Source organism: Nonomuraea ceibae, from assembly GCF_019396325.1.
Lineage (GTDB): Bacteria > Actinomycetota > Actinomycetes > Streptosporangiales > Streptosporangiaceae > Nonomuraea > Nonomuraea ceibae.
In genome coordinates this window covers 14,935-38,872 of sequence record NZ_JAHKRO010000038.1, presented here as the reverse complement: position 1 = coordinate 38,872, position 23,938 = coordinate 14,935, and the positions used below count along the sequence as shown (strand labels likewise).

Annotated in this window: 16 protein-coding genes and 1 pseudogene; 5 read left to right on the top strand and 12 right to left on the bottom strand. The window is 73.8% G+C overall.

The window, feature by feature from the left end:
- Positions 1–3 precede the first annotated feature (3 nt).
- Positions 4–1,323, bottom strand: a complete 1,320-nt coding sequence (locus KME80_RS52805; protein WP_308125897.1) for an endonuclease domain-containing protein — start codon at positions 1,321–1,323, stop codon at positions 4–6.
- Between the two features lie 96 nt (positions 1,324–1,419).
- Positions 1,420–3,753: a thioesterase domain-containing protein gene (locus KME80_RS23350; RefSeq protein WP_219508249.1), complete on the bottom strand. Its 2,334-nt coding sequence runs from the start codon at positions 3,751–3,753 to the stop codon at positions 1,420–1,422.
- 300 nt (positions 3,754–4,053) lie between these two features.
- Between KME80_RS23350 and KME80_RS23345 the strand changes: the two genes are divergently transcribed.
- Both KME80_RS23345 and KME80_RS50585 read left to right on the top strand, forming a co-directional pair.
- The gene (locus tag KME80_RS23345) at positions 4,054–4,566 is read left to right on the top strand and encodes an NUDIX domain-containing protein (RefSeq protein WP_219508248.1); all 513 of its coding nucleotides are present in this window, start codon (positions 4,054–4,056) and stop codon (positions 4,564–4,566) included.
- Positions 4,563–5,534 (top strand): carbohydrate kinase family protein, encoded by a 972-nt coding sequence (locus KME80_RS50585; RefSeq protein ID WP_246645559.1) that lies wholly within the window; start codon positions 4,563–4,565, stop codon positions 5,532–5,534. Before KME80_RS23345 ends, KME80_RS50585 begins: the two co-directional genes overlap by 4 nt.
- A 221-nt stretch (positions 5,535–5,755) precedes the next feature.
- Here KME80_RS50585 and KME80_RS50580 read toward each other — a convergent pair.
- Positions 5,756–6,046: pseudogene (locus tag KME80_RS50580) on the bottom strand (HIT family protein); the annotation flags it as partial.
- Between the two features lie 571 nt (positions 6,047–6,617).
- Here KME80_RS50580 and KME80_RS23335 point away from each other — a divergent pair.
- Positions 6,618–7,922, top strand: coding sequence for a prenyltransferase/squalene oxidase repeat-containing protein (locus KME80_RS23335; RefSeq protein ID WP_219508246.1), 1,305 nt, complete (start codon positions 6,618–6,620; stop codon positions 7,920–7,922).
- 159 nt (positions 7,923–8,081) lie between these two features.
- Complete coding sequence (locus tag KME80_RS23330; RefSeq protein WP_219508245.1) at positions 8,082–8,672, top strand: DUF6461 domain-containing protein; 591 nt, start codon at positions 8,082–8,084, stop codon at positions 8,670–8,672.
- On the opposite strand, the gene KME80_RS23325 is transcribed toward KME80_RS23330, so the two are convergent.
- The 3 genes from KME80_RS23325 to KME80_RS23315 are packed head-to-tail and all read right to left on the bottom strand — an operon-like array spanning position 8,661 to position 12,091.
- Positions 8,661–9,422 (bottom strand): thioesterase II family protein, encoded by a 762-nt coding sequence (locus KME80_RS23325; protein ID WP_219508244.1) that lies wholly within the window; start codon positions 9,420–9,422, stop codon positions 8,661–8,663. The genes KME80_RS23330 and KME80_RS23325 overlap by 12 nt on opposite strands.
- On the bottom strand, positions 9,419–10,147 hold the full coding sequence (locus KME80_RS23320; RefSeq protein WP_219508243.1) for an ABC transporter ATP-binding protein: 729 nt from the start codon (positions 10,145–10,147) through the stop codon (positions 9,419–9,421). The genes KME80_RS23325 and KME80_RS23320 overlap by 4 nt, the downstream gene beginning before the upstream one ends.
- A 57-nt stretch (positions 10,148–10,204) precedes the next feature.
- Entirely contained in the window at positions 10,205–12,091 is a 1,887-nt protein-coding gene (locus KME80_RS23315) for an ABC transporter permease (RefSeq protein ID WP_219508242.1), read from the bottom strand.
- 355 nt (positions 12,092–12,446) lie between these two features.
- Here KME80_RS23315 and KME80_RS23310 point away from each other — a divergent pair, with 355 nt between their 5' ends.
- On the top strand, positions 12,447–12,593 hold the full coding sequence (locus KME80_RS23310; RefSeq protein ID WP_219508241.1) for a hypothetical protein: 147 nt from the start codon (positions 12,447–12,449) through the stop codon (positions 12,591–12,593).
- A 22-nt stretch (positions 12,594–12,615) separates the two neighbouring features.
- Here the strand turns inward: KME80_RS23310 and KME80_RS23305 are convergent, their stop codons facing one another.
- From KME80_RS23305 to KME80_RS23280, 6 genes are all read right to left on the bottom strand, one after another.
- Positions 12,616–13,341, bottom strand: a complete 726-nt coding sequence (locus tag KME80_RS23305; RefSeq protein WP_219508240.1) for a DUF4097 family beta strand repeat-containing protein — start codon at positions 13,339–13,341, stop codon at positions 12,616–12,618.
- Positions 13,338–13,979 (bottom strand): response regulator transcription factor, encoded by a 642-nt coding sequence (locus tag KME80_RS23300; RefSeq protein ID WP_308125896.1) that lies wholly within the window; start codon positions 13,977–13,979, stop codon positions 13,338–13,340. Before KME80_RS23300 ends, KME80_RS23305 begins: the two co-directional genes overlap by 4 nt.
- Positions 13,967–15,223, bottom strand: coding sequence for a sensor histidine kinase (locus KME80_RS23295; protein ID WP_308125895.1), 1,257 nt, complete (start codon positions 15,221–15,223; stop codon positions 13,967–13,969). The genes KME80_RS23300 and KME80_RS23295 overlap by 13 nt, the downstream gene beginning before the upstream one ends.
- Before the next feature lie 83 nt (positions 15,224–15,306).
- Positions 15,307–17,385 carry an MMPL family transporter gene (locus KME80_RS23290; protein WP_219508239.1) on the bottom strand — a complete coding sequence of 693 codons (2,079 nt, stop codon included), beginning with the start codon at positions 17,383–17,385 and terminating at the stop codon, positions 15,307–15,309.
- A gap of 140 nt (positions 17,386–17,525) precedes the next feature.
- Positions 17,526–18,821 carry an MFS transporter gene (locus KME80_RS23285; protein WP_219508238.1) on the bottom strand — a complete coding sequence of 432 codons (1,296 nt, stop codon included), beginning with the start codon at positions 18,819–18,821 and terminating at the stop codon, positions 17,526–17,528.
- A complete protein-coding gene (locus tag KME80_RS23280) occupies positions 18,818–23,929 on the bottom strand; it encodes a non-ribosomal peptide synthetase (RefSeq protein ID WP_219508237.1) in 5,112 nt (1,703 codons plus the stop codon). The genes KME80_RS23285 and KME80_RS23280 overlap by 4 nt, the downstream gene beginning before the upstream one ends.
- Between the last annotated feature and the right edge of the window lie 9 nt (positions 23,930–23,938).

Sequence of the window (23,938 nt, the reverse complement as noted above, 5' to 3'; positions counted from 1 at the left end):
GGCTCATCCTTCGGTAGTCCCGCGGCGGCTCCGCAGAAACAGCTCGATCTGCCGGGCCACCGATCCGGGATCGGTCAACACATGGGAATCGGTGAAGCGCAACACCGCGTAACCGGCGAGCTGGAGCAGCACGTCCCGCCTCCGGTCGTCGGCGAACTTGGCCGGCCGCCGGTGGTCGGGGCCGTCGATCTCGACGACGCACCGCTCCGCCTGCCACAGCAAATCCACCCGGATGGGCGGGGCCAGCGGGTGGGGCTGGTACGTCCGGTTCCACGCCCGCCCGGCGGCCCAGGGCCGGGGCGCGAGTGCGTCCTCCAGCGCCTGCTCGCTGCGGCTCGCCGGATGCGGCCGCCCCGCCACCGGCGGATACCCCAGCCCTCCGCCCTCCGCCTCCCCGTGCGGCGGGCGCGGGTCATCCGGCGTCCAACCGGCCGGCCGTACGCTCTCCGCCTGGTCGGTGGGGATGCGTACGCGCTCGCCGGGGAGTGTGTGGACGGCGGGAAGGCGGAGCGGCCGGAGCGGGAGCGGGACGGCGGGCACCCGGTCCACGGCGGGCAGCGGCGCCCCGGCCAGCCACACGCCGAACCCACCCCGGTGGGCGAGCCATTCGCAGCCGGCGACGAGCACCTCCTGCGCGGCGGACGGCAGCTCACCGGGGACCCGCACCAGGATGGCCGTCCACTCCCGCCGGAAGCTCGCGGCCAGCACCCGCGCCAGCCCCGCCGCCCGCGCCTCCGGCCCGAACCGCCCCCGCCCCCGGCCCCGACCCCGGTTCTGGCCCCAACCCTGGTCTCGGCTCCCGCCCCCGCCCTGGCCCCGAGCCCCGGCCTGATCCCGGGCCGCGCCCTGGCCCCGGCCCTCGCCCTGGTCCTGGTCCTGGTCCTGGTCGAAGGTAGGGGTGGGACCCGTACCCGGGAGAGGGCCGAAGCCGGGCGCGGAGCCCGGGACGAGGCCGGGCTCGGGAACGGGGGTGTGGGTGGCGAGGGCGCGGGTGGCCAGGGCGGCGAGGAAGGGGCCGAAGTGAGGGCTGGTCGCGGCTTCGCGCAGGGCCAGGGCGCGGACCGCGGCCGGGGCGGCGCCGCCGGGGCCGTCGAGCGTCGCGGCGGCCGGCAGCCACGCGGGGAAGAGGGCGAGCGCGGCGGCGTCGAGCTCGTCCAGGACCGCCGCGACGAGGTCGGCGGCGGTGCGGGCCGGGCGGGCGGTGTAGGTGACGATCGCGGGGCCGTCCTCGGGCAGCGGATCGGCGGCGAGCTCGATCGCGTCGGGGTCGGCCCCGGCCCACACCACCCGGCCGGCCGGTGATCGCGACCATGAGCGCACCACAGGCCAGTCCTCGTCGGGGGGAGAAAGCGGGGGGACAGCGGGGGAACCATCGGCGAGGCTATACGGGCCCGCCCGCGGCTGTCCGGCGAAAGGGTCTCAGACGCGTACCGGCACGGGGACCGCCTCCGGCCGGGCCCGGCCGCGCCGGACGTGGACGAGGCCCGACAGCCCGGCGAGCAGCACCAGGATGGCCACGGCCACGGGCCAGGCCAGGTCGGGCACCGGTTCCGGGACGACGGGGGCGGCCTGGGCGGCGCGGACGAGCCCGGGGGCGAGCGCGTACGCGAGCCCGAGCCCGGCCGCCACTCCCCCGGCCGCGTAGAAGAGGGCGCGGGCCCCGGCGAGCAGCGCGGCCAGGACGAGGACGGCGAGCGCGGCGGCCAGCCCGAGCAGGAGGGCGGCCCGCTGGTCGCCGAGGAGGGGTGCGGCCAGGTCGCGCGAGCGGGCGAGGTGGACGTCCCAGCCGGGGTGGGCGGCGAGCGCGGCGCGGGTGCGCTGGGGGTCGCCGGTGGCGAGCCACCAGTCGGTGGCGGGCGCGGGGAGCCGCCCGGCGGCCAGCTCGCGGACCTGGAGGGTGGGCCAGTCGGCGAGGATGCCGGGGAGCGCGGGCGTGGTCGCGGGCAGCCGGTCGACGATGCCGGCGACCTTGACGCGTACGGGTTTGCGTTCGAGAAGGATGACCGATTCGCGGCCGGTCTCGAGGTTGTGCGCGGCGGCGAGGTCGGCGGTGACGACGACGGGCAGCGGCCCGTCCACGGGCGCGGCGGTGGGCACGGGCCGGACGGTGACGGCGCTGTCGGCGACGCGCACGGTGAACAGCCCGCTGTCGGCCTGCTCGCCGCCGGTCCACTGCTGGCCGGTGGGCAGCGTGAGCGTCTGGCCGCCGGCGCGCAGGGCGGTCACGGTCGCGGTGCGGGGGACGCCGTCGACGACGCGGCCGAGGAACCCGCGGACGGTGAGCGGGTAGGCGATCTCCTCGCCGGGGCCGGCCAGCGCGGACAGGTCGACGTCGGTGGCGCCGGTGCGCAGCGGCGGCACGGGCACGCCGTGCCAGGCGCCGAGGGCGTCGGAGACCACCAGGACGAGCGGCAGCGGCCCGTCGGGCGTCTCGGCCTCGACGGTGAGCGTGCGCGGCGTGCCGGGGACGGGCAGCCCGCCGATGGCCGGGCGTCCGGCGGCGAGGCCGGCGGCCAGTTCGGCGACGGTGCGGTCGGACAGGTCGGGGCGGATCCGGTACGCCTGGCCGAGGCGGTCGGCGTCGAGGCCGACGAGGGTGGCGTCGTGCAGGTCGACCACGACCGTCACCCGGTGGGCGGGCACGGCGGCGGTGACGCCGGGCAGCGCGGCGAAGGCGCTGCCGCGGCCGAGCGCGTGCGGGGTGCCGCCTTCGGCGGGGCCGTGCACGCGCAGGTCGGCGCCTGCCTGGTGGGTCGCCTGGTCGGCCTGGGAGGTGCGCCAGGTGGCGGCGGTGGACACGGTGGTGACGACGAGGGCGGCGGCCAGGGCGACGGAGATCCCGCGCACGCCCGGCCGCCGTACGAGCAGCAGGAGCAGGGCCGCGCCCAGCCCGCCGGCGAGCCCGAGCACGGCGGCCCGGGAGGCGGCGGTGACGGCGTCGAGCCGGGCCACGGTCGCGGGCAGCGCGCTGACGGGCGTGCAGTCGGCGCACCCGGCGCTCAGCAGGCCCTCCCGCAGGCGCTCGACCCTGGCGGCCGTCGCGTGCGCGTCGGCGCCGGTCAGGTCGGGGACGAACGTCCAGGACGCCTTGACGTTGGTGGCGAATCGGTCGAGGAAGGTCCGCTGGTCGACCATCAGCGGGCCGTACGTGGTGTAGTAGTCGCGCTCGTCGACGCCCCTGGCGAGCATCGGGTCGTCGGCCCAGCGCGGCCCATACGGGTCGTCGAGCAGGTAGACGCCGGTGATCCGGACCTTGACCGGCTTGCCGTCGATGCGCCCCTGGACGGTGATCTCCTGTCCGGCGCGGAGCCTGGCGAGCGTGGCGGCGGGCTGGGAGACGGCGGCCTGCACGGTGCCGTCGGCGCCGCCGTGACCGGGCCAGGCGCCTTCGACGAGCTTGGCGTGCTCGCGCAGGTCGCTCACGCTGTCGAACCTGAGCCGCTCGGGCCGGCGCAGGTTCTCCTGGCCGGGCATCGCGTAGGCGTCGGAGCGGAACCGGGTGGCCGGCTCGCCCCCGGCCCCGCCGAGCGCCGCCCCGGTCCGTTCGCGGACGACGCCGTCGATGCGGGCGTACGTCTCGGCCGTGATCAGCCCGGTGACCGTGACGGAGGTGGCCTCCGGCGGCGCCGAGGCCAGCGCTTCGCTCAGGTCGGGCCCGCCCAGCGACATGGCGTAGCCGCCGAGCCCGGCCAGCGCGGCGGCCGGCAGCACGACGGCCAGCCCTTTCCAGAGAACGCGACTCCACTTGGACACCCCGACAAGTTCCCAGTGAACGCCCCGAAGATCAAGAGCACGCGGGCCACGGGTTGATCAACGCGACGCCGCATTAAGCCGCCCGAAATTCACCGATTCGATAATGGAATAACCGCCGTCCGGCGACTCGTGCTGGCATTCCCGCGCCTTTACCCCGATACTGGGAATGCAAGATCCGCTCATTTCCAGCCGGGAGAATCGCAAGCAGCCGGGCATTCGAGTCTTGCGAAGAATGAAAGGGCGCTATGGTTGGGCGCCGGCTCACGCAAGGACGTTCCCTATTCGGCAGGGGTGGAATCCGTGGCGAAGCAGCTCCTGGGCGGCCTGACCGAGGCGGATCGCGCCGGCCGTCAGCACGTGCACGTCACCTTCGTGCAGAAGGCGTTCCTGGCCGACGACGGGCGGCTGCTCCTGGTGCGCAAATCGGCCGCCGACCCCTACCATCCGGGGCTGTGGGAAGTGCCCGGCGGGCGCATGCAGCCCGCCGAGGGGCTGGACGAGCACATCGTCCGCGAGGTGCGCGAGGAGTCGGGCATCGACATCGAGCCGGGGCCGCCGTTTCACATGTGGGACTGGCTCATGCGCGGTGAGGGCCGCTCCCGGGTCCGCGCGATCGCGGTGGGCCGGATCTGCCGGCCGCTGTCGCGCCGCCTGTCCCGCGCGCACCAGGTGCCCGGCGACCACATCAGCGACGTCCGCTGGGTGGCGCTCGACGAGCTTGCCGAATATCCGCTCATTCCCGGCATGGACCAGGCCGTCGAGCATTTCGTCCGCCTGCTCCGGCGGGGGCTCACCGACTCCCTCTCGGCATGACGGCGGCCCGGCCGCCGGGCGGGCGTGCGGGCCGCCTGGTCGTGATCGGGGAGATCCGGGTGGACGTGCGCGTCCGGCTCGACTCGCTGCGTTTCGCCGAACTGGACGCCAACCGCCTGCACTACGGCGCGGTGGACGTCACGCCCGCCGGGGTGGCGCTCGGCCTGGCCCGGCAGGCGGTCGGCCGGTTCGACCGGGTCGAGCTGGTCGCCAGGATCGGCCGTGACGCGTTCACCGAGACGATCCTGGCCGAGCTCGCCGCCCTGGGCGTCGAGCCGCGCCTGACCGTGGTGGAGGGGGTCTGCACCGGCCGCGTCGTGGTGGTGCGCGACGCCGGGCCGGGTGACGGGGTGCGGCTCATGGTCGCCGAGCCGCTGCCGGAGGGGCAGCTGCTCGCCCCCGCCGATGTGCGGGCGGCCGGGCGGGCGATCGCCGAGGCGGACGTGCTGTTCCTGACCGGCTACGAGCTCCTCCACCCGCGCTCGGCCCGCGCCGTGCTGGAGGCGGCGGGCATCGCGCACGCCGGCGGCACCCTGGTCTGCGTCGACATGGTGCCCCATGACCTCCACCGGCGCGTGGACTCCCGCCGGTGGCTGCCGGCGCTGCACGCGGCCGACGTCGTCGTGGCCGAGCTGCAGACGCTCAACGGCCTGCTGGGCACGCCGTGCGCGACGCCGGCGCAGCTCTTCCCGCATCTCGACGCGGCGCTGCCGGGCGGACCGGTGTGGCTGATCAGGTCGGGGGCGGGCAACATGGGGCGGTCCACGGTCTACCATCACGGCCTCGTCCACCGCGACTACGAGACCGGCTACGAGCTGGCCCGCGAGCCCATGGGGTTCGGTGACGCGGTGACGGCGGCCGAGCTGCGCTGGCTGCTGTCGGCCTGGCCGCTGAGCAGCCGGTCGGCCCACGGCAGCAGCGCGCGCAACGTCGCCAGGAAGAGCTCGCGCGTCGCCAACGTGCCGTAGGTCTCCTGCCAGCGCCACGGCCGTCCCTCGGCGGTCGCGGCCTTGCGCAGGAACTGGGTGGGCAGCGCCGCGCGGCACGGGTAGACGGCCGGGCCCGAGGCGTCCTCCACGTACAGGTAGGAGGTCCGGCGGCGGTAGAGGCCCGTCATCCCGTACGGGCCGGCCCGCAGTCCCTCGGCCTCGACGCGCTCGCGCAGGGACGGCAGGCCGGGGACGCAGTGCAGGTGCGCGTGGTCGATGCAGGCGCCGCCGCCCTGCGAGGTCGCCGGGCCGTGCTCGAAGAAGGTGACGGGCAGGCCGTACGCGCCGGCCAGCATGGCGGTCACCAGGGCGCGCCAGGCGGCGAGCTTGTCCAGCAGGGCGGGCGGGCACGCGCCGAAGCACGGGCGGTGCGCGGTGGACACGATCAGCAGGTGGCCGGGCCGCAGCGGGGCGAGGTCGGGGGCGCACCACAGGTCGTCGTCACCCCACAGCACACCGGCCGCTCCCGGCACTCCGGCGTCGGCGTTCATCCGGAATCGATAACGGGCACAGAAAACGCAGTCCGTTTCTTCCGCCCGTGCGGTTGCATTGTTCCGCCCTATTACCGCGCCGTTCTTTTCCGTGGCGGTGAGCCCGGCGGCGGTGAGCCGTTCGCGCCATGATTCCCGCTCGGCCTCCGGCACCCGGCTCAAGGTCACGGTCCCGCCGGGCGCGGGGAGCGTCAGCGCCTCCGCCGCGAGGCCGGCGGCGGCCGTCAGGTCGCAGTGGACGCGCCGGAAGAACCCCGGAGGGTACGGCAGGGCCCCGCCCGCGGGCCTGCTGACCACGGCTCCCTCCACCGCGTAGCCGTCCGGGGACGGTCCGAGATGGACGAGCCCGGCCCCGTCGCGGAGGGAGGCGGCCCACTCCGGTGTTCCGCCGATGACCGCCGTGTCGCCTTCGTTCATGCGCTCCTGCTCCATAAGGGACGCCGAAATACAGGATTTATCCAGATCAATCACGAAAGGCTCCCCAAACATATTCAACGGCACCATCCCCGGCAACACCATCAATAGGTACGATGCGTGCGAGATCTCAGGCGGCCCGGCACGAAAGGGCTCGATGTACGAGATAGACCTGACCCAGGTGGAGGGCGCGCTGCGCCGGTCGACGAGCCTGTTGCGCCGGACCTACACCGAAAGCCCCGCGGGCGGTGGCGGCTGGTACCACATGCTCGAAACCCCTCCCCCGGGCGCCACCGCCACCGCGGTGGCGCTTCTGGCCTTCCACGCCGCCGGAGAGAAGCCGCACCAGCTCACCGACGCCCTCGCCTTCCTGCGGGCCCGGCAGCTCCGCGACGCCGATCCCCGCGTCGACGGCGGCTGGTGGACCAACACGAGCGGCGAGCGCCCGGTCGTCGAGGCGACGGCCTGGGTGATCCGGTGCCTGGCGACGCTCCGCTGCGACTCCCGGCCCGACTCCCCCGACCTGGACCGCGCGGTGGAGTGGCTGCGCCGCAACCGCCACCCCTCGGGCGGCTGGGGATCGTTCGCCGACTGCCCGCCGCGCACCTGGCTCACCTGCCTGGCGCTGCGCGCGCTCGTGGCGGCGGCCCCGTACGATCCGGCCGTCGAGTCCGGCGTGGCCTGGCTCCTCGACCAGCGCCTGTTCCCCCGGGCGTGGGGCGCGGAGCCGGGCGCGACGCCGAGGGTGGCGCACACGGCGATGGCACTGACGACGCTGCTGGCGGCCGGGGCCGACCCGGCCGACGAGCGGCTGCGGGGCCGGTTCGACTGGCTGCTCGAACACGTCGACACCGGCTCGCTGGACGAGAAGCACAACCGGGTGGAGAGCACGGCGGTGCGGCTGCCGAGCGCCACCGGCAGCGAGATCTGGCGGCCCCCGCCGCTCATGCACTACGCGCTGCCGGTCGCCGCCACGGCGCTCATGCGCCACCCGCGCGTGCCCGAGCCGGACGTGACGGCCCGGCTGGCCGAGGCCGTGCACCGCATCGTCACCGACCAGTGCGACGACGGCTCGTGGCCCAACAACCACGACATGAACGTCACGCTGTGGGGCGTGTGGCCGTGCGTGGAGACGCTGGCCGGGATCCGCGCGCTGCCGCTGGCGCGTGCCGCGGACCGGGTCGTCTGGGCCGAGGGCGTCGTCGTGCTCCGGCACGGAGACCGTGACCGGCCGCTGGCGGCGGCCCTGAAGCCGCTGCTGCCCGCCCGGCCGAGGCCGCGTCCGCTGCGCTGGGCGCGCCGCCACTGGGCCTGGGTGGTGTTCGCCACCTTCGGCCTGGGCGGCACCGCCGGCCTGCTGGCCGGGCTCATCGAGCCCAAGGACCTGGCGCTGGGTCTGCTCGTCCCCGTCGCGCTGCTGGTGATCTCGGCGGTCATGCAGCGCAAGCAGGCCGAGCCGTAAAGTTTTGGCGTCCCAGTCGTCCCCCGACTGGGACAAGTAGAGATTATGGCCTTCTGTCCGGTTTGTATAGGTTTTTGGCCAGCTCGTGCGCCCACCATTGCGCACCGATCTGTCGGCCACGTCTGCGATCATTCCGCTCACATCGACACAGGAGCGACCATGACCGAGATCCCCGGACACCTCGTCCCCCTCCCCGGCGCCGACACGCTGGACGACGTCTACTGCGTGTCCTTCGTACGCAACCTCACCCCCGACGAGGTCCTGCGCCGCTTCGGCGTGGACGAGGACACCCTGGAGGAGGTGGCGTTCGACGACCTCGGCGAACGCTCGATCGACACCATGCGCGAGGACGCTGCCGGCTTCATCGGCGCCACGAAGGCCGGCGACTGGACCGTGGTCGTGGAGCCGGGCGGCTGGCAGCTGGCCGTCGACCCCGACGTGTACGGGCCCGTGTCCCAGGGGACGGAGGTGGTCTCGATCTGCCGCCACGACTACGCCTCCGACAGCTTCGCCTACATCGTCGACGGCACGCCGGTCGTCGCCTTCGACCCGCGCCACCCGGAACTCCCCTCGGGCGCCGACGCGGACCGGTTCGCCGCGGAGATGCGCGCGACCGGCCTGGTCCCCGGCGGTGAGATCGACCGTCCGATCGAGCGGGCCTTCGCCCTGGCCGAGCGCATCACCGGTCTGCCCTTCTCCGCCGGCCTGCTGGCCCAGCCGTTCCTGGGCGCGGAGACGCTAGACGACTGACCCGGGATCGGGCGGCAGCAGGGTCCGCCTGATCTCCTCGGCGACCCCGGCCAGCTCGTCGGTCAGGTAGAAGTGCCCGCCGGGGAACCGCCTGAAGGTGAACGCGCCGCCCGTGTGGTCGCGCCAGGAGCGGGCCGCGCTCAGGCTGGTGCCCGGGTCGGCGTCACCGGCCAGCGCGGTCACCGGGCAGGCGAGCACCCCGCCGGCGTAGCGGTAGCGCTCCAGCGCCTTGTAGTCGCTGCGGATCGGGCCCAGCACGAGCCGCATCAGCTCGGGGTCCAGGAGCAGCACGTCGTCCGTGCCGTCGAGGCGGCGCATCTCGGCGATGATGCCGTCGTCGTCACGCAGGTGGACCTCCTCCGACCGCTCGGAGGAGGGGCTGCGCGCGGCCGACACGAACAGGTGCGGCACCGCGATCCCGTCGCCTTCGAGCCGCTGCGCCACCTCGAAGGCGAGCGTGGCGCCCATGCTGTGCCCGAACAGCGCCGGGGGCGGGCCGGCGAGCTTGCGCACCCGCAGGAAGATCTCGTCGGCGAGCGCGTTCAGGTCCTCGACGCACGGCTCGGCGACCCGGTCCTGACGGCCCGGATACTGGATGACCAGGACCTCCAGGCCGGGGCTGAGCGCCTGCGACAGGGGCACGAAGAAGCTCGCGGAGCCGCCCGCGTGCGGGAAGCACACCAGGCGCGGCGCGCCGGGCCGGGGCTCGTGGAAGCGGCGGACCCACAGGTCGCCGTGGTAGGGGCTCATCGGCGTTCCAGGTTCGTCATGTGGCCGGCGACGCGGTCGGCGGTGGGGCGGTGCAGGGTGTCGACCACGCGCCCGTCGGTGAGGAAGACCACCGAGTCGGCGTAGGAGGCGGCGACGGGGTCGTGCGTCACCATGATCACGGTGCGGCGGTGCCGGTCGACCATCGCGCGGATGAGCTCCAGCACCTCCTTGGCGCTGCGGGTGTCGAGCGCGCCGGTCGGCTCGTCGGCGAACAGCACCGCCGGCTGCGTGATGAGGGCGCGGGCGATCGCGACCCGCTGCTGCTGCCCGCCGGACAGCTCGGCCGGGCGGTGGGAGCTCCGCTCGGCGAGTCCGACCTCGGCCAGGGCGCGCTGCACCTGGTCGGCGGCCGGTTTGCGGCCCGCCAGCAGCAGCGGCAACCCCACGTTCTGCGCGGCCGTCAGCGCGGTGATCAGGTTGAACGCCTGGAAGACGAAGCTGATCCTCTCCCGGCGCAGCGTGGTCAGCCGCTGCTCGTCCAGCCCGCCCAGCTCGACGCCGGTGAGGATCACCTGGCCGGAGTCGGGCCGGTCGAGCCCGGCCGCGCACTGGAGCAGCGTGGACTTGCCGGACCCGGAGGGCCCCATCACGGCGGTGAAGCTGCCCGTGGCGAAGCCGATGCTCAGATCGGCCAGCGCGGTCACCGCGGCGCTCCCGGTCCCGTACGTCTTGCGCACCGAGCGCAGCTCGACGGCGAAGTCCATGGCAGTCACCTTCTCTGTCGTCACTCTGTCGTCACTCTGGCGCGTCACTCTGGCACGTCACTCTGACAACGGGGCGGGCGTGCGCACGGCCGCCGTGGCGGTCAGCGTCGTGGCGAGGATGGCGAGCAGGGCGCTCGTGGCGGCGAACGCGAGGACGGGCGCCCACGGGACGGCCAGCGTGGCCCCGGGCACGACCTGGGTCAGCGCGGCCAGCAGCCCGGCGAAGTTGATCGCGGACGCGGCGGTGGCCAGCACCATCGCGGCCGCCGCGATCACGACCGACTCGGCGAGCAGCGCCGCCACCGCCTGCCGTGACGTGGCTCCGAGCAGCCGCAGCAGGGTCAGGTCGCGCCGCCTGGCGGTGGCGGCCATGACCATCGTGTTGACGATGGCGATGCAGCTGTAGACGATCGCGATGCCGAGCGTCACCAGCATGCCGATCACGCCGGTGCCCTGGTCGCTGTTGCCCACCGTGGCCGCCCATTCGGCCTTGGTCAGCAGCGAGGCCCCCAGCTCGCCGCTCCGCTCCCGCAGCGCCGCCGCGGCCTCGCCCCCGGCCTGTACGTACGCGGCCTCGGCCGGGCGCGGGCCAGTGTCGGAGACGTCCAGGTAGAAGTCGCCGCCTCCGGCGCTGTCGCCGACGACCGCGGCCACGGTGAGCTGGACCGGCTTGCCGCCGTCCGGCGTGACCGTGACGCGCTGCCCGGCGCCGAGCTCCCAGATGTCGGACACCACGATGCCGCCGGGCCCGAAGTCCTCCAGCGTGCCGTCGATCAGCGGCAGCGAGGTCATCGCGGCGAACCGCTGGGCGTCGGTGGCGTAGCCCCAGAACCCGTCGGCCAGCCCGGCCTCGCCGGTGACCTGGACGGTCGTCGGCGCGAGCGGGGCGATCCGGACGCCGGGGATCTTCCGTGCCCGATCGAGCGCCTCGGCGCTGATGGCGGGGCCGCCCTCGGGCACCAGCACGTAGTCGGCGCGTAACCGCTCGCCCGCCTCGACCGACTGGGCGTGGCCGATCGTCTCCAGCGCGCCGAGCAGGCTGATCGACATGCCGGCGGTGATGAGAATGGGTAGCGTCGTCGCGGCGGTGCGCCGGGCCATCGTGAGGGTGTTCTCCCGGACCAGGGTGCCGATCGCGCTGCCGCCGCGCGCCCACGGCAGCGTCAGCAGCCTCAGGACGGGCGGGACGAGGGCCGGGGCCAGCAGCGCCACGGCCGCGACCAGCGTGAGCAGCACCCACAGGTAGACCACGGGGACCGTGGCGAGCTCCGGCAGCACGGCCGCGACCACGCCCATCCCCATGAGCGAGATCAGCAGGAGCGCGACGCCCCAACCGGTGCGCGCGGACCTGCCGGGCCGCGCCCCGGGCGGGTCGCCGGCCGACTCGCGCAGCGACTGCGTCGGCCGGATCGTCGCCGCCCGCCGCGAGGCCACCGACACGCTCAGCGCCGTCAGCCCCATGCCGCCGAGGCAGACCAGCACGAGCGGCACGGGCGAGATCGACACCTCGAACCAGGACGGCGCCAGGCCGCTCGACGCCAGCACCGAGGCCAGCACCGGCGCGCCCACGAGGCTGATCACGACCCCGGCCACGCAGCCGATCGCGGCCAGGAGCAGCGCCTCGATCACGATCATCCGCCGCACCTGCTGCGGGGTGGCGCCGATCAGCCGGAACAGCGCCAGCTCACGGGTGCGCTGGATCACCGTCAGGGCGAAGGTGGAGGCCACGATGAAGACGGTGGCGAACCCGGTCACCCCCGCCGACACGCTGAGCAGCACCACGGTCCCGGTCAGCGCGGCGCGCTGGCCGGGGAAGCCCGTGAGGGCCGAGTTCATCACCAGCGCGATGGTGGCGATGATGCCGACGCCCAGGGCGAGGGCGACGAGGGACACGACGAAGGCCACCCACCGCTCCCGGAGCGTGCTCATCGCGATGCTCAGCACAGGCGAACCTCCACACCTTCAGCGACAGAGGGGACGACGTCGGCGACCGTCTTGACGGCCGCGCTGACGATCGTGTTGACAGTCAGGGTCGACGAGCCGTGCGGCGGCCGGACGGGCCGCGTGCCGAAATCCCCCGGATGGCTCGATACGCAGGCTAATCCTGCCCGTCAATGGACAGAATTCCAATACTCCCGCCAAATATAGTGAGACTATAGCATTTCATGAAAGGGTGCCGTTTCAGCATTTCAATGAGGCCCTCCGGGCGCCTGCTCCACGACCGAGGTGGAGTTAGCTACCGGTGGGAAGTAGCACCCCCTTTACCGACACCTGCCAGGAAACCTGACACGATGTGTGCATGACGGATACGGACTCGCGGGAATGGTGCCCGGTCCTGCTGCGCCGCACGCAGCCCGGCGAATGCGCCGGGTGCCCCAACCGGGCGCGGGCGGAGCCGGCGGCTGACGACCCGTCCGGGCGACCGGCCGACGGCGACCGCGACTGACCGGCGTGAGCCTCCCGGCTGGTCAGGACCCCAAATACGCGACCCGTATCCCGCCCGTACTGTTGTGCACCGAAATATTGTTCTTCGCGCCTTCGGTGGCGCGTACTCCGACGTCCGGCTCGCCGATGCCGCTGCGAATGTCGAGCGCGTAACCGTCACTTTCGGGCACCTCCACGTCGATGTTCCCGGCCTGCGAATCCGCCCGCACCGAGCCCGGCGGCCGGACGAATCTCAGCGCGATGTCGCCCAGCTGGGCGCTGACCTCGACGTCGGCCGCCCGCAGCCCCGTGCCCGTGATCGCGCCGGTCTCCGTGGCCAGCCGCAGCTCCCCGGTCAGGTCGCGCAGCGTGATGTCGCCCTCGGCGGTCCGCGCCTCCACGGCGGTCCCCGCCGGGACCCGGATCGTGTAGCTGACCCAGCAGGCCCCGATCAGCAGGTCCTCGTCGCAGCGCGCCTGGATGCCGAGCGTGTCGCCGGACCACCGCTCCGTCAGCGCCGGCCGGGGGCCCGACCAGGTCAGCCGCCGTTCGACGTCGACCCGCCCGGCCTCGCCGGGGAGCAGGCGCACCTCGCCGATCCTGAGGTCCACCGTGACGCGGGCGGCCGGGCGCTGGTGGGTCTGGCGCTGCGTCTCGCTCTGCCTGGCCAGCCAGGACCACAGCGTCAGGCCGATCAGCACGGCGATGAGCAGCGCCGCCCCCGCGCCGAGCGTGATCCAGCCCGCCCGGGCCCGGCGTGAGGCGGTCATGCCTTCAGGTATTTCAGCACGGCGAGCACCCTTCGGTGGTCGGTGTCCGTCGTGGGCAGGTCGAGCTTGGTGAAGATGCCGTTGATGTGCTTGGCGACGGCGCTCTCGCTGATCGCCAGGCCCATCGCGATGCCCGCGTTCGACTTGCCCTCAGCCATGAGGGTCAGCACCTCGCGCTCGCGGGCCGACAGCCGGGAGAGGCTGTCGGGCCTGCGGCGGACGAGCAGTTGCGACACCACCTCGGGGTCGAGCGCGGTGCCGCCGGCGGCGACCCGGCGCACGGCTTCCAGGAACTCGCGGAAGTTCGCCACGCGGTCCTTGAGCAGGTAGCCGAGGCCGCTGGACTCCCCGACGAGCAGTTCGGTGGCGTACTGCTCCTCCACGTACTGCGAGAGCACCAGCACGGCGACGTGCGGCCACCGCTCGCGGACGACCAGCGCGGCGCGCATGCCCTCGTCGGTCTGGGTGGGCGGCATGCGCACGTCGACCAGCGCCAGGTCCGGCTGGTGTTCCTCGACGGCGGCCAGCAGCCCGTCGGAGTCGGAGGCGGTGGCGACCACCTGGATACCGGCCAGCTCCAGCATCCGGACCAGCCCCTCGCGCAGCAGCGCGGAGTCCTCGGCGATCACGACACGCACGGCATCTCCACATCGATCACGGTCGGCCCGCCGGCCGGGCTGTCGATGCGCAGCTCGCCGCCGACGGATCTGACGCGGTCGCGCAGCCCGCGCAGGCCGGAGCCCTTGTCCAGGCTGGCGCCGCCGCCGCCGTCGTCGGCGATCCGGATGCGCAACCGGTCGTCGCGCCGGTTGACCTCGATGTGCACGTTGTCGGCCTCCGTGTGCTTGGCGACGTTGGTGAGTGCCTCCGAGACGACGAAGTAGGCCGCCGCCTCGATCGTCCGTGAGGGTCGTGGCCGCACGTCCACGGTGAGGTGGACGGGAAGCGGCAGCCTGGCCGCGATCCCGGACAGCGCGGCGTCGAGGCCGCGGTCGTCGAGGACGGCAGGGTGCAGCCCGCGGACGAATCCGCGCAGCTCGGTGAGGGCCTGCTTGGCCTCCTCGTGCGCGTCGGCGATCAGCTTGCGGGCGTCCGGCGGGAGGTCGGAGAGCAGCTCCCTGGCGATGCCCAGGTTCATGGCCAGGGAGGTCAGGCGTTGCTGGGTGCCGTCGTGCAGGTCGCGTTCGATGCGCCGGCGTTCGGCGTCGGCGGCGTCGAGGAGGCGGATCTGGTTCTCCGACAGCACCTCGACGCGGCGGGCGAGCTGGTCGACGTGGGTGGAGGTGAGCAGGCGGGTGGCGACGGCGGCGTCCCAGGCGGCCAGGCCGCGCACCACCCACGGGGCGCCGAACAGGCACAGCAGCCCGGCCGCCGTGAGCGCCAGCAGCGTGGCGGGCTCGTGCAGGCCCCAGCCGAAGCCGTTGCGGGCCGGCAGCGCCCACGCGTAGCCGATGATCGTGGCGCCGAGCAGGCCGGCCGTCCAGAGCGTCACCGAGACGGCCGCGCCCAGCGTGAGCACCAGGCCGCTGAGCAGGCTGTAGGCCAGGCGCGAGCGGACCACCGGCTGCTGGAGCTCGGCCCGTACGCGCGAGCGCAGGCCCTGGCCTTCGGGGGGCGGGTGGACGGCGGCCGGGATGGGCGCGCCGCGCAGGGCGGCGAAGCGGGAGCGGTGCATGCGCGTGCACGTCCGCCCGCACCACAGCAGGGCCGACAGGGGGAGCCAGCGGACGCCGACGAGGGTGAGCATCACCACGGCGGAGCCGACGACGCTGAGCACGGTGAACGCCAGCATCCCGACGGCGCTGCCCGCGGCGATCTGGAACGTGGCCAGCCAGGTGCGGGCCTGCCACGGCGCGCGTAACACCCGTCCCCCGACGGTCACGAGCCCTCCCCGTTCTCCACCCGTTGCGGCCGAATCCGTTGGTAGGCAATCATGCGCCCGCCCCCGGGACAAGCCCGCGGTGATCACACCCTGGCCAGGGGGTCGCGCTCGTGCTCGCGCAGCCCGACGCGCTCGTGCGCGCGGCGCATCCGGCCCGGCGCCCACCAGTTCCAGCGGCCGAGCAGGGTCATGGTGGCGGGCAGCAGGAGGCAGCGCACGAGCGTGGCGTCGACGATCACCGCGACGAGCAGGGCCACGCCGAGCTGTTCCATGTCGCCGATCTTCGAGGCGCCGAAGCAGGCGAAGACGATGCCCATGACGGCGGCGGCCAGGGTGATCAGCCGTCCGCTGTGCTGGAGGCCGTGGCGTACGGACGTGTTGGTGTCGTGCCCGCGGTCGGCGTACTCCTTGATCCGGGCCAGCAGGAACACGTGGTAGTCCATGGCGAAGGCGAACCCGAACGCGAACACGGTGACCAGCAGGTAGACGCTCAGCCCGGAGACGGGCAGGGTGTCGAGCGGGCCGGACAGCAGGCCGTGCTGGAAGAGCAGGACGAGCATGCCGTACGTGGCCGCGAGCGACACGATGTTGAGCACGACCGCGACCAGCGGGGCGACGACCGAGCCGGTCATGAGGAACAGCAGCACGAGCATCGCGAGCAGGGCGACGGCGACGGCGAGCGGCAGGTCGCGGGAGGTCCGGTCGAGCAGGTCGAACATGCCGGCGGTCTCACCGGTCACCCACGAGCGGACGCCGTCCGGCCGGTCGGCGCGCAGCCGGTCCAGCACCTGTTCGGCGGCGGGTCCCTGCGGGTCTCCGTGGACGAGGATGCCGACGGACGACAGGCCGGGGCCCTCGGCGCGGGGCGGCTCGATCCTGGCGATGCCGGGGTCGTCGCGGAAGGCGGCGCTCCAGGCGGCCAGCTCGGCGGGGCCGGTCTCGGCGACGACGCGCAGCGGCGGGTTGCTGGTGAAGCCGTAGTGGGCGGAGACCTCGCGTTCGACCTGGAGCGACTGCGTGCCGGGCGGGACGCTCTCCGCGCCGGCCATCCTGATCTGGAGCCCGGTCAGCGTGCTCCCGGCGACGGCCAGCACGAGCAGCACGCCGGCCAGGACGAGCACCGGCACGCGGTGGGTGACCCGGGCGATCCCGGCGAACACCCCGTTGTCCGGCCGGGTCCGCACCCGTGCGGGCTTGACCCGCTTGCCGAACAGCCCGAGCAGCGCCGGGACGAGGGTGACCGCGGCCAGCATGCCGAGCAGGGCCGAGGCGATGCCGGCGGCGCCCATCGTCTGCAGTCGGGGCTGCTGGATCACCAGCAGGCTGGACAGCGCGGCGGCGACGGTGAGGGCGCTGAACAGCACCGTGCGCCCGGCGGTCGCCCACGCCCGGCGGACGGCCTCCGGCCGGTCGTGCCCGGCCGCCAGCTCCTCCCGGTAGCGGGCCACCAGCAGCAGGCCGTAGTCGATCGAGAGGCCGAGCCCCAGCAGGTCGACGACGCTGAGCACGGTGTTGTCGATCTGCAGGACGCGGGTCGCCAGCAGCATCAGCCCGAACGACGAGGCGATGGTCGCCACCGCCGTGATCACCGGGATGCTCGCGGCGAGCAGGCCGCCGAACACGAAGACCAGCACCACCAGCGTGATCGGCAGCGAGTACATGGTCGCGTTGGCCATGTCCTGCTGCGCCATCGCGTTCGTGTCGTCGGAGATCAGGTCGATCCCGCCGAAGCGGACGCTCACGCCGGGCCGCTCCTCGGCCAGGCCGCCGAGGCGCTCCTGCGCCTGCTGCAGCGGCACGCCCTGGTCGCCGGCCTTCACGAGCTGGACCTGCACGGCCGCGCCGGTCCCGCGGTCGCCGGCGTACGGCTCGCCGACCGCGTGCACGCCGGGGATGGCCCGCACGTCGGCGAGCGCGCGGGCGAGCTCGGGGGCCGCCCGGTCCATCCCGGCGACCACGGTGGTGAACTCGCGGCCGTGCGTACGGCCCTCCACGAGGGCGCGCTGGCCCTCGTCGGCCTCCAGGCCCCTGATGTAGTTGGCCGAGCTGACGGTGTGGAGCAGGGGGCCGACGGACGTCCCTCCCACGACGACGATCAGGATCCAGGCCGCGAGAACCCATCCTCGGCGGCGGTAACAGAAACTGCCGATCCGACTAAGCATGCTCTTCACTGTGGCAGCGGGGAGAGCGGCTGTCGGGAGTGCCTGTTGCCGTTTCCGGGTGGTACTAGGTACAGCCCCCGCCCGGACGTGACGAAGTCCCTGACCGGGGGCCCGGCCAGGGACTTCACGCACGGGCGCGGTCACGCGCCGCCGCTCGGCAGCCGCCCTCCGTGCGGTGTGTTGACGACGTCGCGGACCGACGGGCTGAGCACGGCGGCGACGACGAGCAGGCCCATCATCGCGGTCATGCCGAGCACCGAGTTCGTCACGCCCCACCAGCTCAGCGCGGCGCCCGCGATCAGGCTGCCGAGGAAGTTCGCGCCGGAGCCGAGCGTCATCATCACGCTCAGCACGCGGCCGAACAGGTGGTCGGGCGTCACCTGCATGGTGTAGACGGAGCCGGCGACGTTGAACACGCCGGACACGTACCCGTTGAGCGCGAACACCGCGGCCAGCGGCCACGGGTCGGTGACCACCGCGAGCGGCGCGATGCAGATCGCCCAGACGAGCAGCCCGCCGCAGACGAGCGTGCGCATGGTCACCCGCTGGCGCCACATGGTGGCGGTCATCGCGCCGGCCACGCCGCCGATGCCGCCCGCGGTGACGACGAGGCCGACGATGGCGGGCGAGTGGCCGCCGTCATGGATGACGGCGAACAGCGTCAGCGTCATCCCCATGAAGATCATGTTGCTGGCGGAGATGAGCGTCATCGCAGCCCGCAGGAACGGCTGCCCCCACACCCACTGGACGCCCTCGCGGATCTCCGCGTACAGCCTGCCGCGCGGCGGCGGCGCGCCCTCGGCCTGGAAGCTCTTGCGGATGAACAGCAGCTGCACCAGCGAGATCACGTGCATGACCACGGTGAGCAGGAACGGCGTCCAGCGCACCAGGCTGAACAGGAAGCTGCCCAGCGGGTTGGCCAGCATGTTCACGCCCTGCATCCGGGCCTCGTTGCGGCTCAGCGCCACCGGCACCTGGCTCTCGTGCACCAGGTTGCGCACGGCGGAGCGCTCGGCCAGCTCGTAGAAGATGCTGAGGCTGCCCTGGACGAACGCGGCGATGATCAGGTGGGGCAGCCAGATCGCGTCGGCGAGGACGGCGACGAGCACGCTGGCGGCCGTGACCACGCACCCGAGGTCCGAGAGGATCATCAGGCGCCGCCGGTCGAACCGGTCGACGAACGCGCCCGCGGGCACCTGGACCAGCAGGTGCGGCAGCGAGGTCGCCGCCGCGATGAGGCCGGTGGCCACGGTGGACCCGGTCTGCCAGAGCACCAGCAGCGGGTAGACCGTCATGGTGAGCATGGCGCCGAGCGAGGTGAACCCGGCGCCGGTCCACAGGAGCATGAAGTCCCGGTTGCGGCCCAGCGGGACGATGTTCTCGACGGGGCTCTCGACCGGGTCCTTGACCGGCTCGGAGGACTGGGTGGCGCTCATCGGTTCACCTGCCCGAGGTGGGCCTTCAGCAGGGCGGCGATCTCGGACAGCGGGCCCGGATCGGCCATCTGGTGGTGTGCGCAGGAAATCTCGTACTCCTTGATGCTCCCGGCGACGTACGGCCGCCACAGCTCGCCCGGCGATGCCACCGGCTTGCCCTCAGCCGCCGTGAAGAACAGCAGGTCGCCGTCGAAGGCGGCGTCCGGCGGCTGAGATCCGATGCCCTCCTCGTTGCGGTAGACGCGGTAGAGCGAGCGCAGCGTCGGCTCGTCGAGGTCCGTCAGCGGCGCGCCGTTGTCCTTGATCGCCTGAAGCGGGGACTCGATGTCGCTGAGGACCTCGCGCAGCAGGGCGAACGACAGCGGGCGGCCGTCCAGGGCGCTGGTGTCGACGCCGGTCTCGCGCAGGATGTTGCCGATGAACTCGGCCTCGGTCGGCACCTCGCCCGGCTCCTCGTCGGGGTAGGCGTCGAGCATCGCCAGCAGGTCGACCTGGTGGCCGAACCTGCGCAGGTGCACGGCGACCTCGTGGGCGATCCGGCCGCCCCACGACCAGCCCAGCAGGCGGTAGGGGCCTTCGGGGGCGACGGTGCGCAGCTGCTCGGCGTAGTCGGCGGCCATCTCGCCGATCGAGCGCGGGCTCAGGTCCGGCTGGGCGATGCCGCGCGCCTGGATGCCGTAGATGGGCTGGTCCGCGTCGAGCATCCCGATGAGCCGCGCGTAGGGCCAGGCCAGGCCGCCCGCCGGGTGCACGCAGAACAGCGGCGGCCGGCTCCCGCCGGTCTGCAGCGGGAGCAGCACCCCCAGCCCGGCGTCCTTGGCGTCGGAGCCCAGCCGCCGGGCGAGCGCAGCGGCGGTCGGGGCCTCGAACACGACGCGCACCGGCAGCTCGTGGCCCAGCACCGAGCGGATCCGCGCGGCGAGCCGGATCGCGAGCAGCGAGTTGCCGCCCAGCTCGAAGAACCCGTCGTCGACGCCGACCCGGTCCAGCCCCAGCACCTCGGCGAACAGCCGGCAGAGGGTCTCCTCCCTGGCGTTGCGCGGCTCGCCGCTCGACACCAGGCCGGACAGGTCGGGCGCGGGCAGCGCGGCCCGGTCGAGCTTGCCGTTGGCGGTGAGCGGGAAGGCGTCCAGCACGACGATCGCGGCGGGCACCATGTGGCCGGGCAGCCATTCGCCGGCGAAGCGCCGCAGCGACACGGCGAGCTCGCCGGTGCGGCGCGCGCCTGCGGGGTCGTTGACCGTGTCCGGCCACGGCCTGTCCGCCCGGGCCAGGTAGAGGCCGTCGAGCGCGGCGGGCGCCGCCGCGTGCGGCAGGAAGACCGCGTCGAAGGCGTCGGCCCGGCCGCGCGACCAGGTCAGGTAGACGGAGTGGCCGGTCCTCGCCGCCCAGGCGTGCAGCGCCTCGGGGTCGGCGGCCGGGATGGGGGCGGTCAGCTGCGCCCGCACCAGCTCCGGCGACACGCCCTGCGTGAGCGCCTGCGCCGCGGCGACCTCGTTGACCAGGCGCGCGTTCGGGATGCCGGTCACGCGGACCGGCCGGCCGAGGCGCCCGTCCAGGTCGCCGAGGCCGTGCACGTCCCTGCCCCAGACGAGCTCGGGCACCGCCTCCACGGACCGGCCGGGGACGGGCGTCTTGTGCAGCACGACCTCGTAGCGGTGCCGGGTCAGCTCGTTGTGGTCGGCGCCGCGCTTGAGCCGGATGTCGACGGCGCCGACGCTGCCGTTCTCCTCGGCCAGGGTGGTGAAGAACTCGGGGTCGATCACCAGCTCCCGCTCCAGCCGCATCGCCCGCTCGACGCCGGCGAGCATGGCCTGGTCGGCGGCCTTGTTCTCCCTGCCGAACTGGATCGCGGTGTGCAGCGCGCGGAGGGTCTCGCCGCGGCGGACGTCGCCGACGAACAGCCTGCCGCCCGGGGCGAGCAGGTCGATCGCCTGGTTGAGCACCTGCCTCAGGTAGGCGCCGTTGGGGAAGTACTGGACGACCGAGTTGAGGATCACGGTGTCGAAGAACCCGGCAGGCAGCCCGTCGGTCACGTCGGCGGGCTGCGAGCGCAGCCGTACCTTGTCGGTCAGGCCCTGGGCCTTGACGTGCTCGCCGAGCAGCGCGATCGCGGAGGGCGACAGGTCGGTGCCCCAGTAGGTCTCCACGTCGTCCACGAGCTTGGCCAGCAGCAGGCCGGTGCCGACGCCGATCTCCAGGACGCGCCGGGGCCGGTACTCGGCGATGCGCGCGATCACGGCGGCGCGCCAGCTCTCCATCTGGTCGAGCGGGATCGGCTCCCCCGTGTAGCTGGAGTCCCAGCCGCCGAAGTCGGTGCCGAACGGGGTCTCCTCCAGGTCGGTGTGCTCGATGGACTCGTGGAGCTTCAGCCACTCCTCGACCTGGCGGCCGGCCGCGTCGTCGTCGCCGCCCGAGGGGACGACGTAGGCGACGAGCTGGTCCGCCCGCGCGACGGCGACGGCCTGCGCCACGCCGGGGTGCTGGACCAGGGCGTTCTCGACCTCGCCGAGCTCGACGCGGAAGCCGCGGATCTTGACCTGCTCGTCGGCGCGGCCCAGGTACTCCACGGTGCCGTCGTCGCGCCAGCGGACCAGGTCGCCGGTGCGGTACATCCGCTCCCCCGGCGCGCCGAACGGGCAGGGCACGAAGCGCTCGGCCGTGAGCCCGGGACGGTTGAGGTAGCCCCTGGCCACCCCGGCGCCCGCGAGGTGCAGCTCGCCGGTGACCCCGATCGGCACGGGCAGGCCGTGGGCGTCGAGCACGTAGGCGCGCACGTTCCACAGCGGCCTGCCGATGACCTGCTCGCGCTCGCCGGCCATCCGGTGGTAGAGCGCGTCGACCGTGGCCTCCGTCGGCCCGTAACAGTTGTAGACGGCGGTCCCGGTGGCGCCCGCGAGGGCGTCGAGCAGCGGCTCGCTCATCGGCTCGCCGCCCACGACCAGCACCTTCGGGGGCGCCTCGGCCAGCAGGCCGGCGGCGACGAGCTGCTCGGCGAACGACGGCGTCACGTCGACCAGGTCGAGCCGGTTGGCCCGCGCGTAGGCGACGAACGCGGCGGGGTCGTAGCGGCAGTCGTCGTCCAGGACGTGCAGCTCGTGCCCGGCCAGCATCCACAGCAGCCCGGCGACCGAGGCGTCGAAGGAGATCGACGCGGCCAGCGCCACCCGGAACCGCCCGTCGCCCGCGAGCGGGCGGTACAGGCCGGCCAGGTGGTCGTGGAACAGGTTCGCCACGTTCGCGTGGGTGACCACGACGCCCTTGGGCGTCCCGGTGGACCCGGAGGTGTAGATCACGTACGCGGGGTTCGCCGGGTCCGGCGCGGGCAGCCGGACGGCGGGCGGGTCGGCGGCGCGGTCGCCGTCGATCAGCAGGGTGTCGACCCCGTCGGGCAGGTCGCCGCCGCCGAGCACGTCCGAGCGCGAGACGACGACGGCGGGCGCGGCGTCCCGCACGAGGTAGGCGATGCGGGCGGCCGGGTAGTCGGGGTCGACGGGCACGTAGGCGGCGCCCGACTTGAGGACCGCCAGGATCGCCACGATCAGGTCCGGCGAGCGCGGCAGCGCCACGCCGACCAGGCGCTCCGGCCCGGCCCCCCGCGCGGCGAGCTCGGCCGCGAGACGGCCGGCGCGCTCGTCGAGCTCCGCGTACGTGAGCGCGGCGCCGCCGGACACGACCGCGACCGCGTCGGGCGTGCGGGCGGCCTGGGCCTCGAACAGCTCGGGCAGGGTGGCGCGCGGCACCTCGTGCGCGGTGGCGTTGTTGGTGACCAGCACCCGCTCGCGCTCGGCGGGGTGCAGGACGTCCACGCCGGACACCGGGCGGACCGGGTCGTCGGCGAACGACTCCGCCAGCCGCACCAGCCAGCCGAGGACCCGCTCGGCGAACTCCCGCTCGAACAGGTCGGTCTGGTAGTCCAGCCGCAGCTCCAGGCCGGTGCCGGGGGCCACGGCGAGAGACAGCGGGTAGTGGGTGGCGTCGGTGCCCGCCGTGCCCACGACGCTCACCATCGCGCCCATGTCGCGGTCGGCGTCGGTCGCCGGCGGGTAGTTCTCGAACACCATCAGCGTGTCGAACAGCGTCCCGCCGCCGGCCAGCCTCTGGATCTCGACCAGGCCGAGGTGGTGGTGGGGCAGCAGCTCGGCCTGGGTGCGCTGGAGCCGGCCGCACACGTCGGCGAGCGAGTCGCCCGGCGTGATCCGCAGCCGGACGGGCACCGTGTTGATGAACAGGCCCACCATGTCCTCGACGCCCGCGATCTCCGGCGGCCTGCCGGACACGGTCGCGCCGAACACCACGTCGTCGCGGCCGAGCAGCCGGGCCAGGGCCAGCCCCCAGATGCCCTGGACCACGGTGTTGACCGTGAGCCCGGCCCGGCGCGCCTGCCGGGTGAGGCCGTCGGTGAGCTCGGCGCTCAGCGTGGCCGTGACCGTGCCGGGCAGCCCCGGGATGTGGTCGCCGAGCTCGGGCACGACGAGCGTCGGCTCGTCCAGGCCCTGGAGCTCCCGCGTCCACGCCTGCCGCCCCGCGTCGGCGTCCTGCCGCGCCAGCCACTCCAGGTAGGTCTTGTACGGGGTCACCGGCGGCAGCCCGGCCGGGTCGCCGTGCTGCCGGTAGAGGGTGAGCAGGTCCCTGAACAGCGGCGGCGCCGACCAGCCGTCCATCAGGATGTGGTGGTGCGTGAGCACCAGCAGCGTCCTGCCCTCGGCGCAGCGGATCACCATGATCCGCAGCAGCGGCGGCTTCGCCAGGTCGAACCGCTCGGCCTGGTCGGCCAGGAGCAGCCGTTCCAGCTCGGCGTCCCGGTCGGCCTCGGGCAGGTCGGCCAGCTCGATCCGGCGCAGCGGCACCTCCACGTCGACGGGGATCAACTGCACCGGCGCGCCCCGGTTCTTGCGGGTGCGGAAGCAGGCCTTCAGGTTGACGTGGCGTTCCAGCAGGGCGCGGACGGCGACGCGCAGCGCCTCGATGTCGAGCTCGCCGTGGAACTCCAGGACCGTCTGCGGCATGTAGACGTCGACGGCGTCGTGGTCGTAGAGGGAATGGAACAGCATTCCCTCCTGGAGCGGCGACAGGGGCAGGTAATCGGCCAGACCTCGGCGCTTCATGAGCGGACT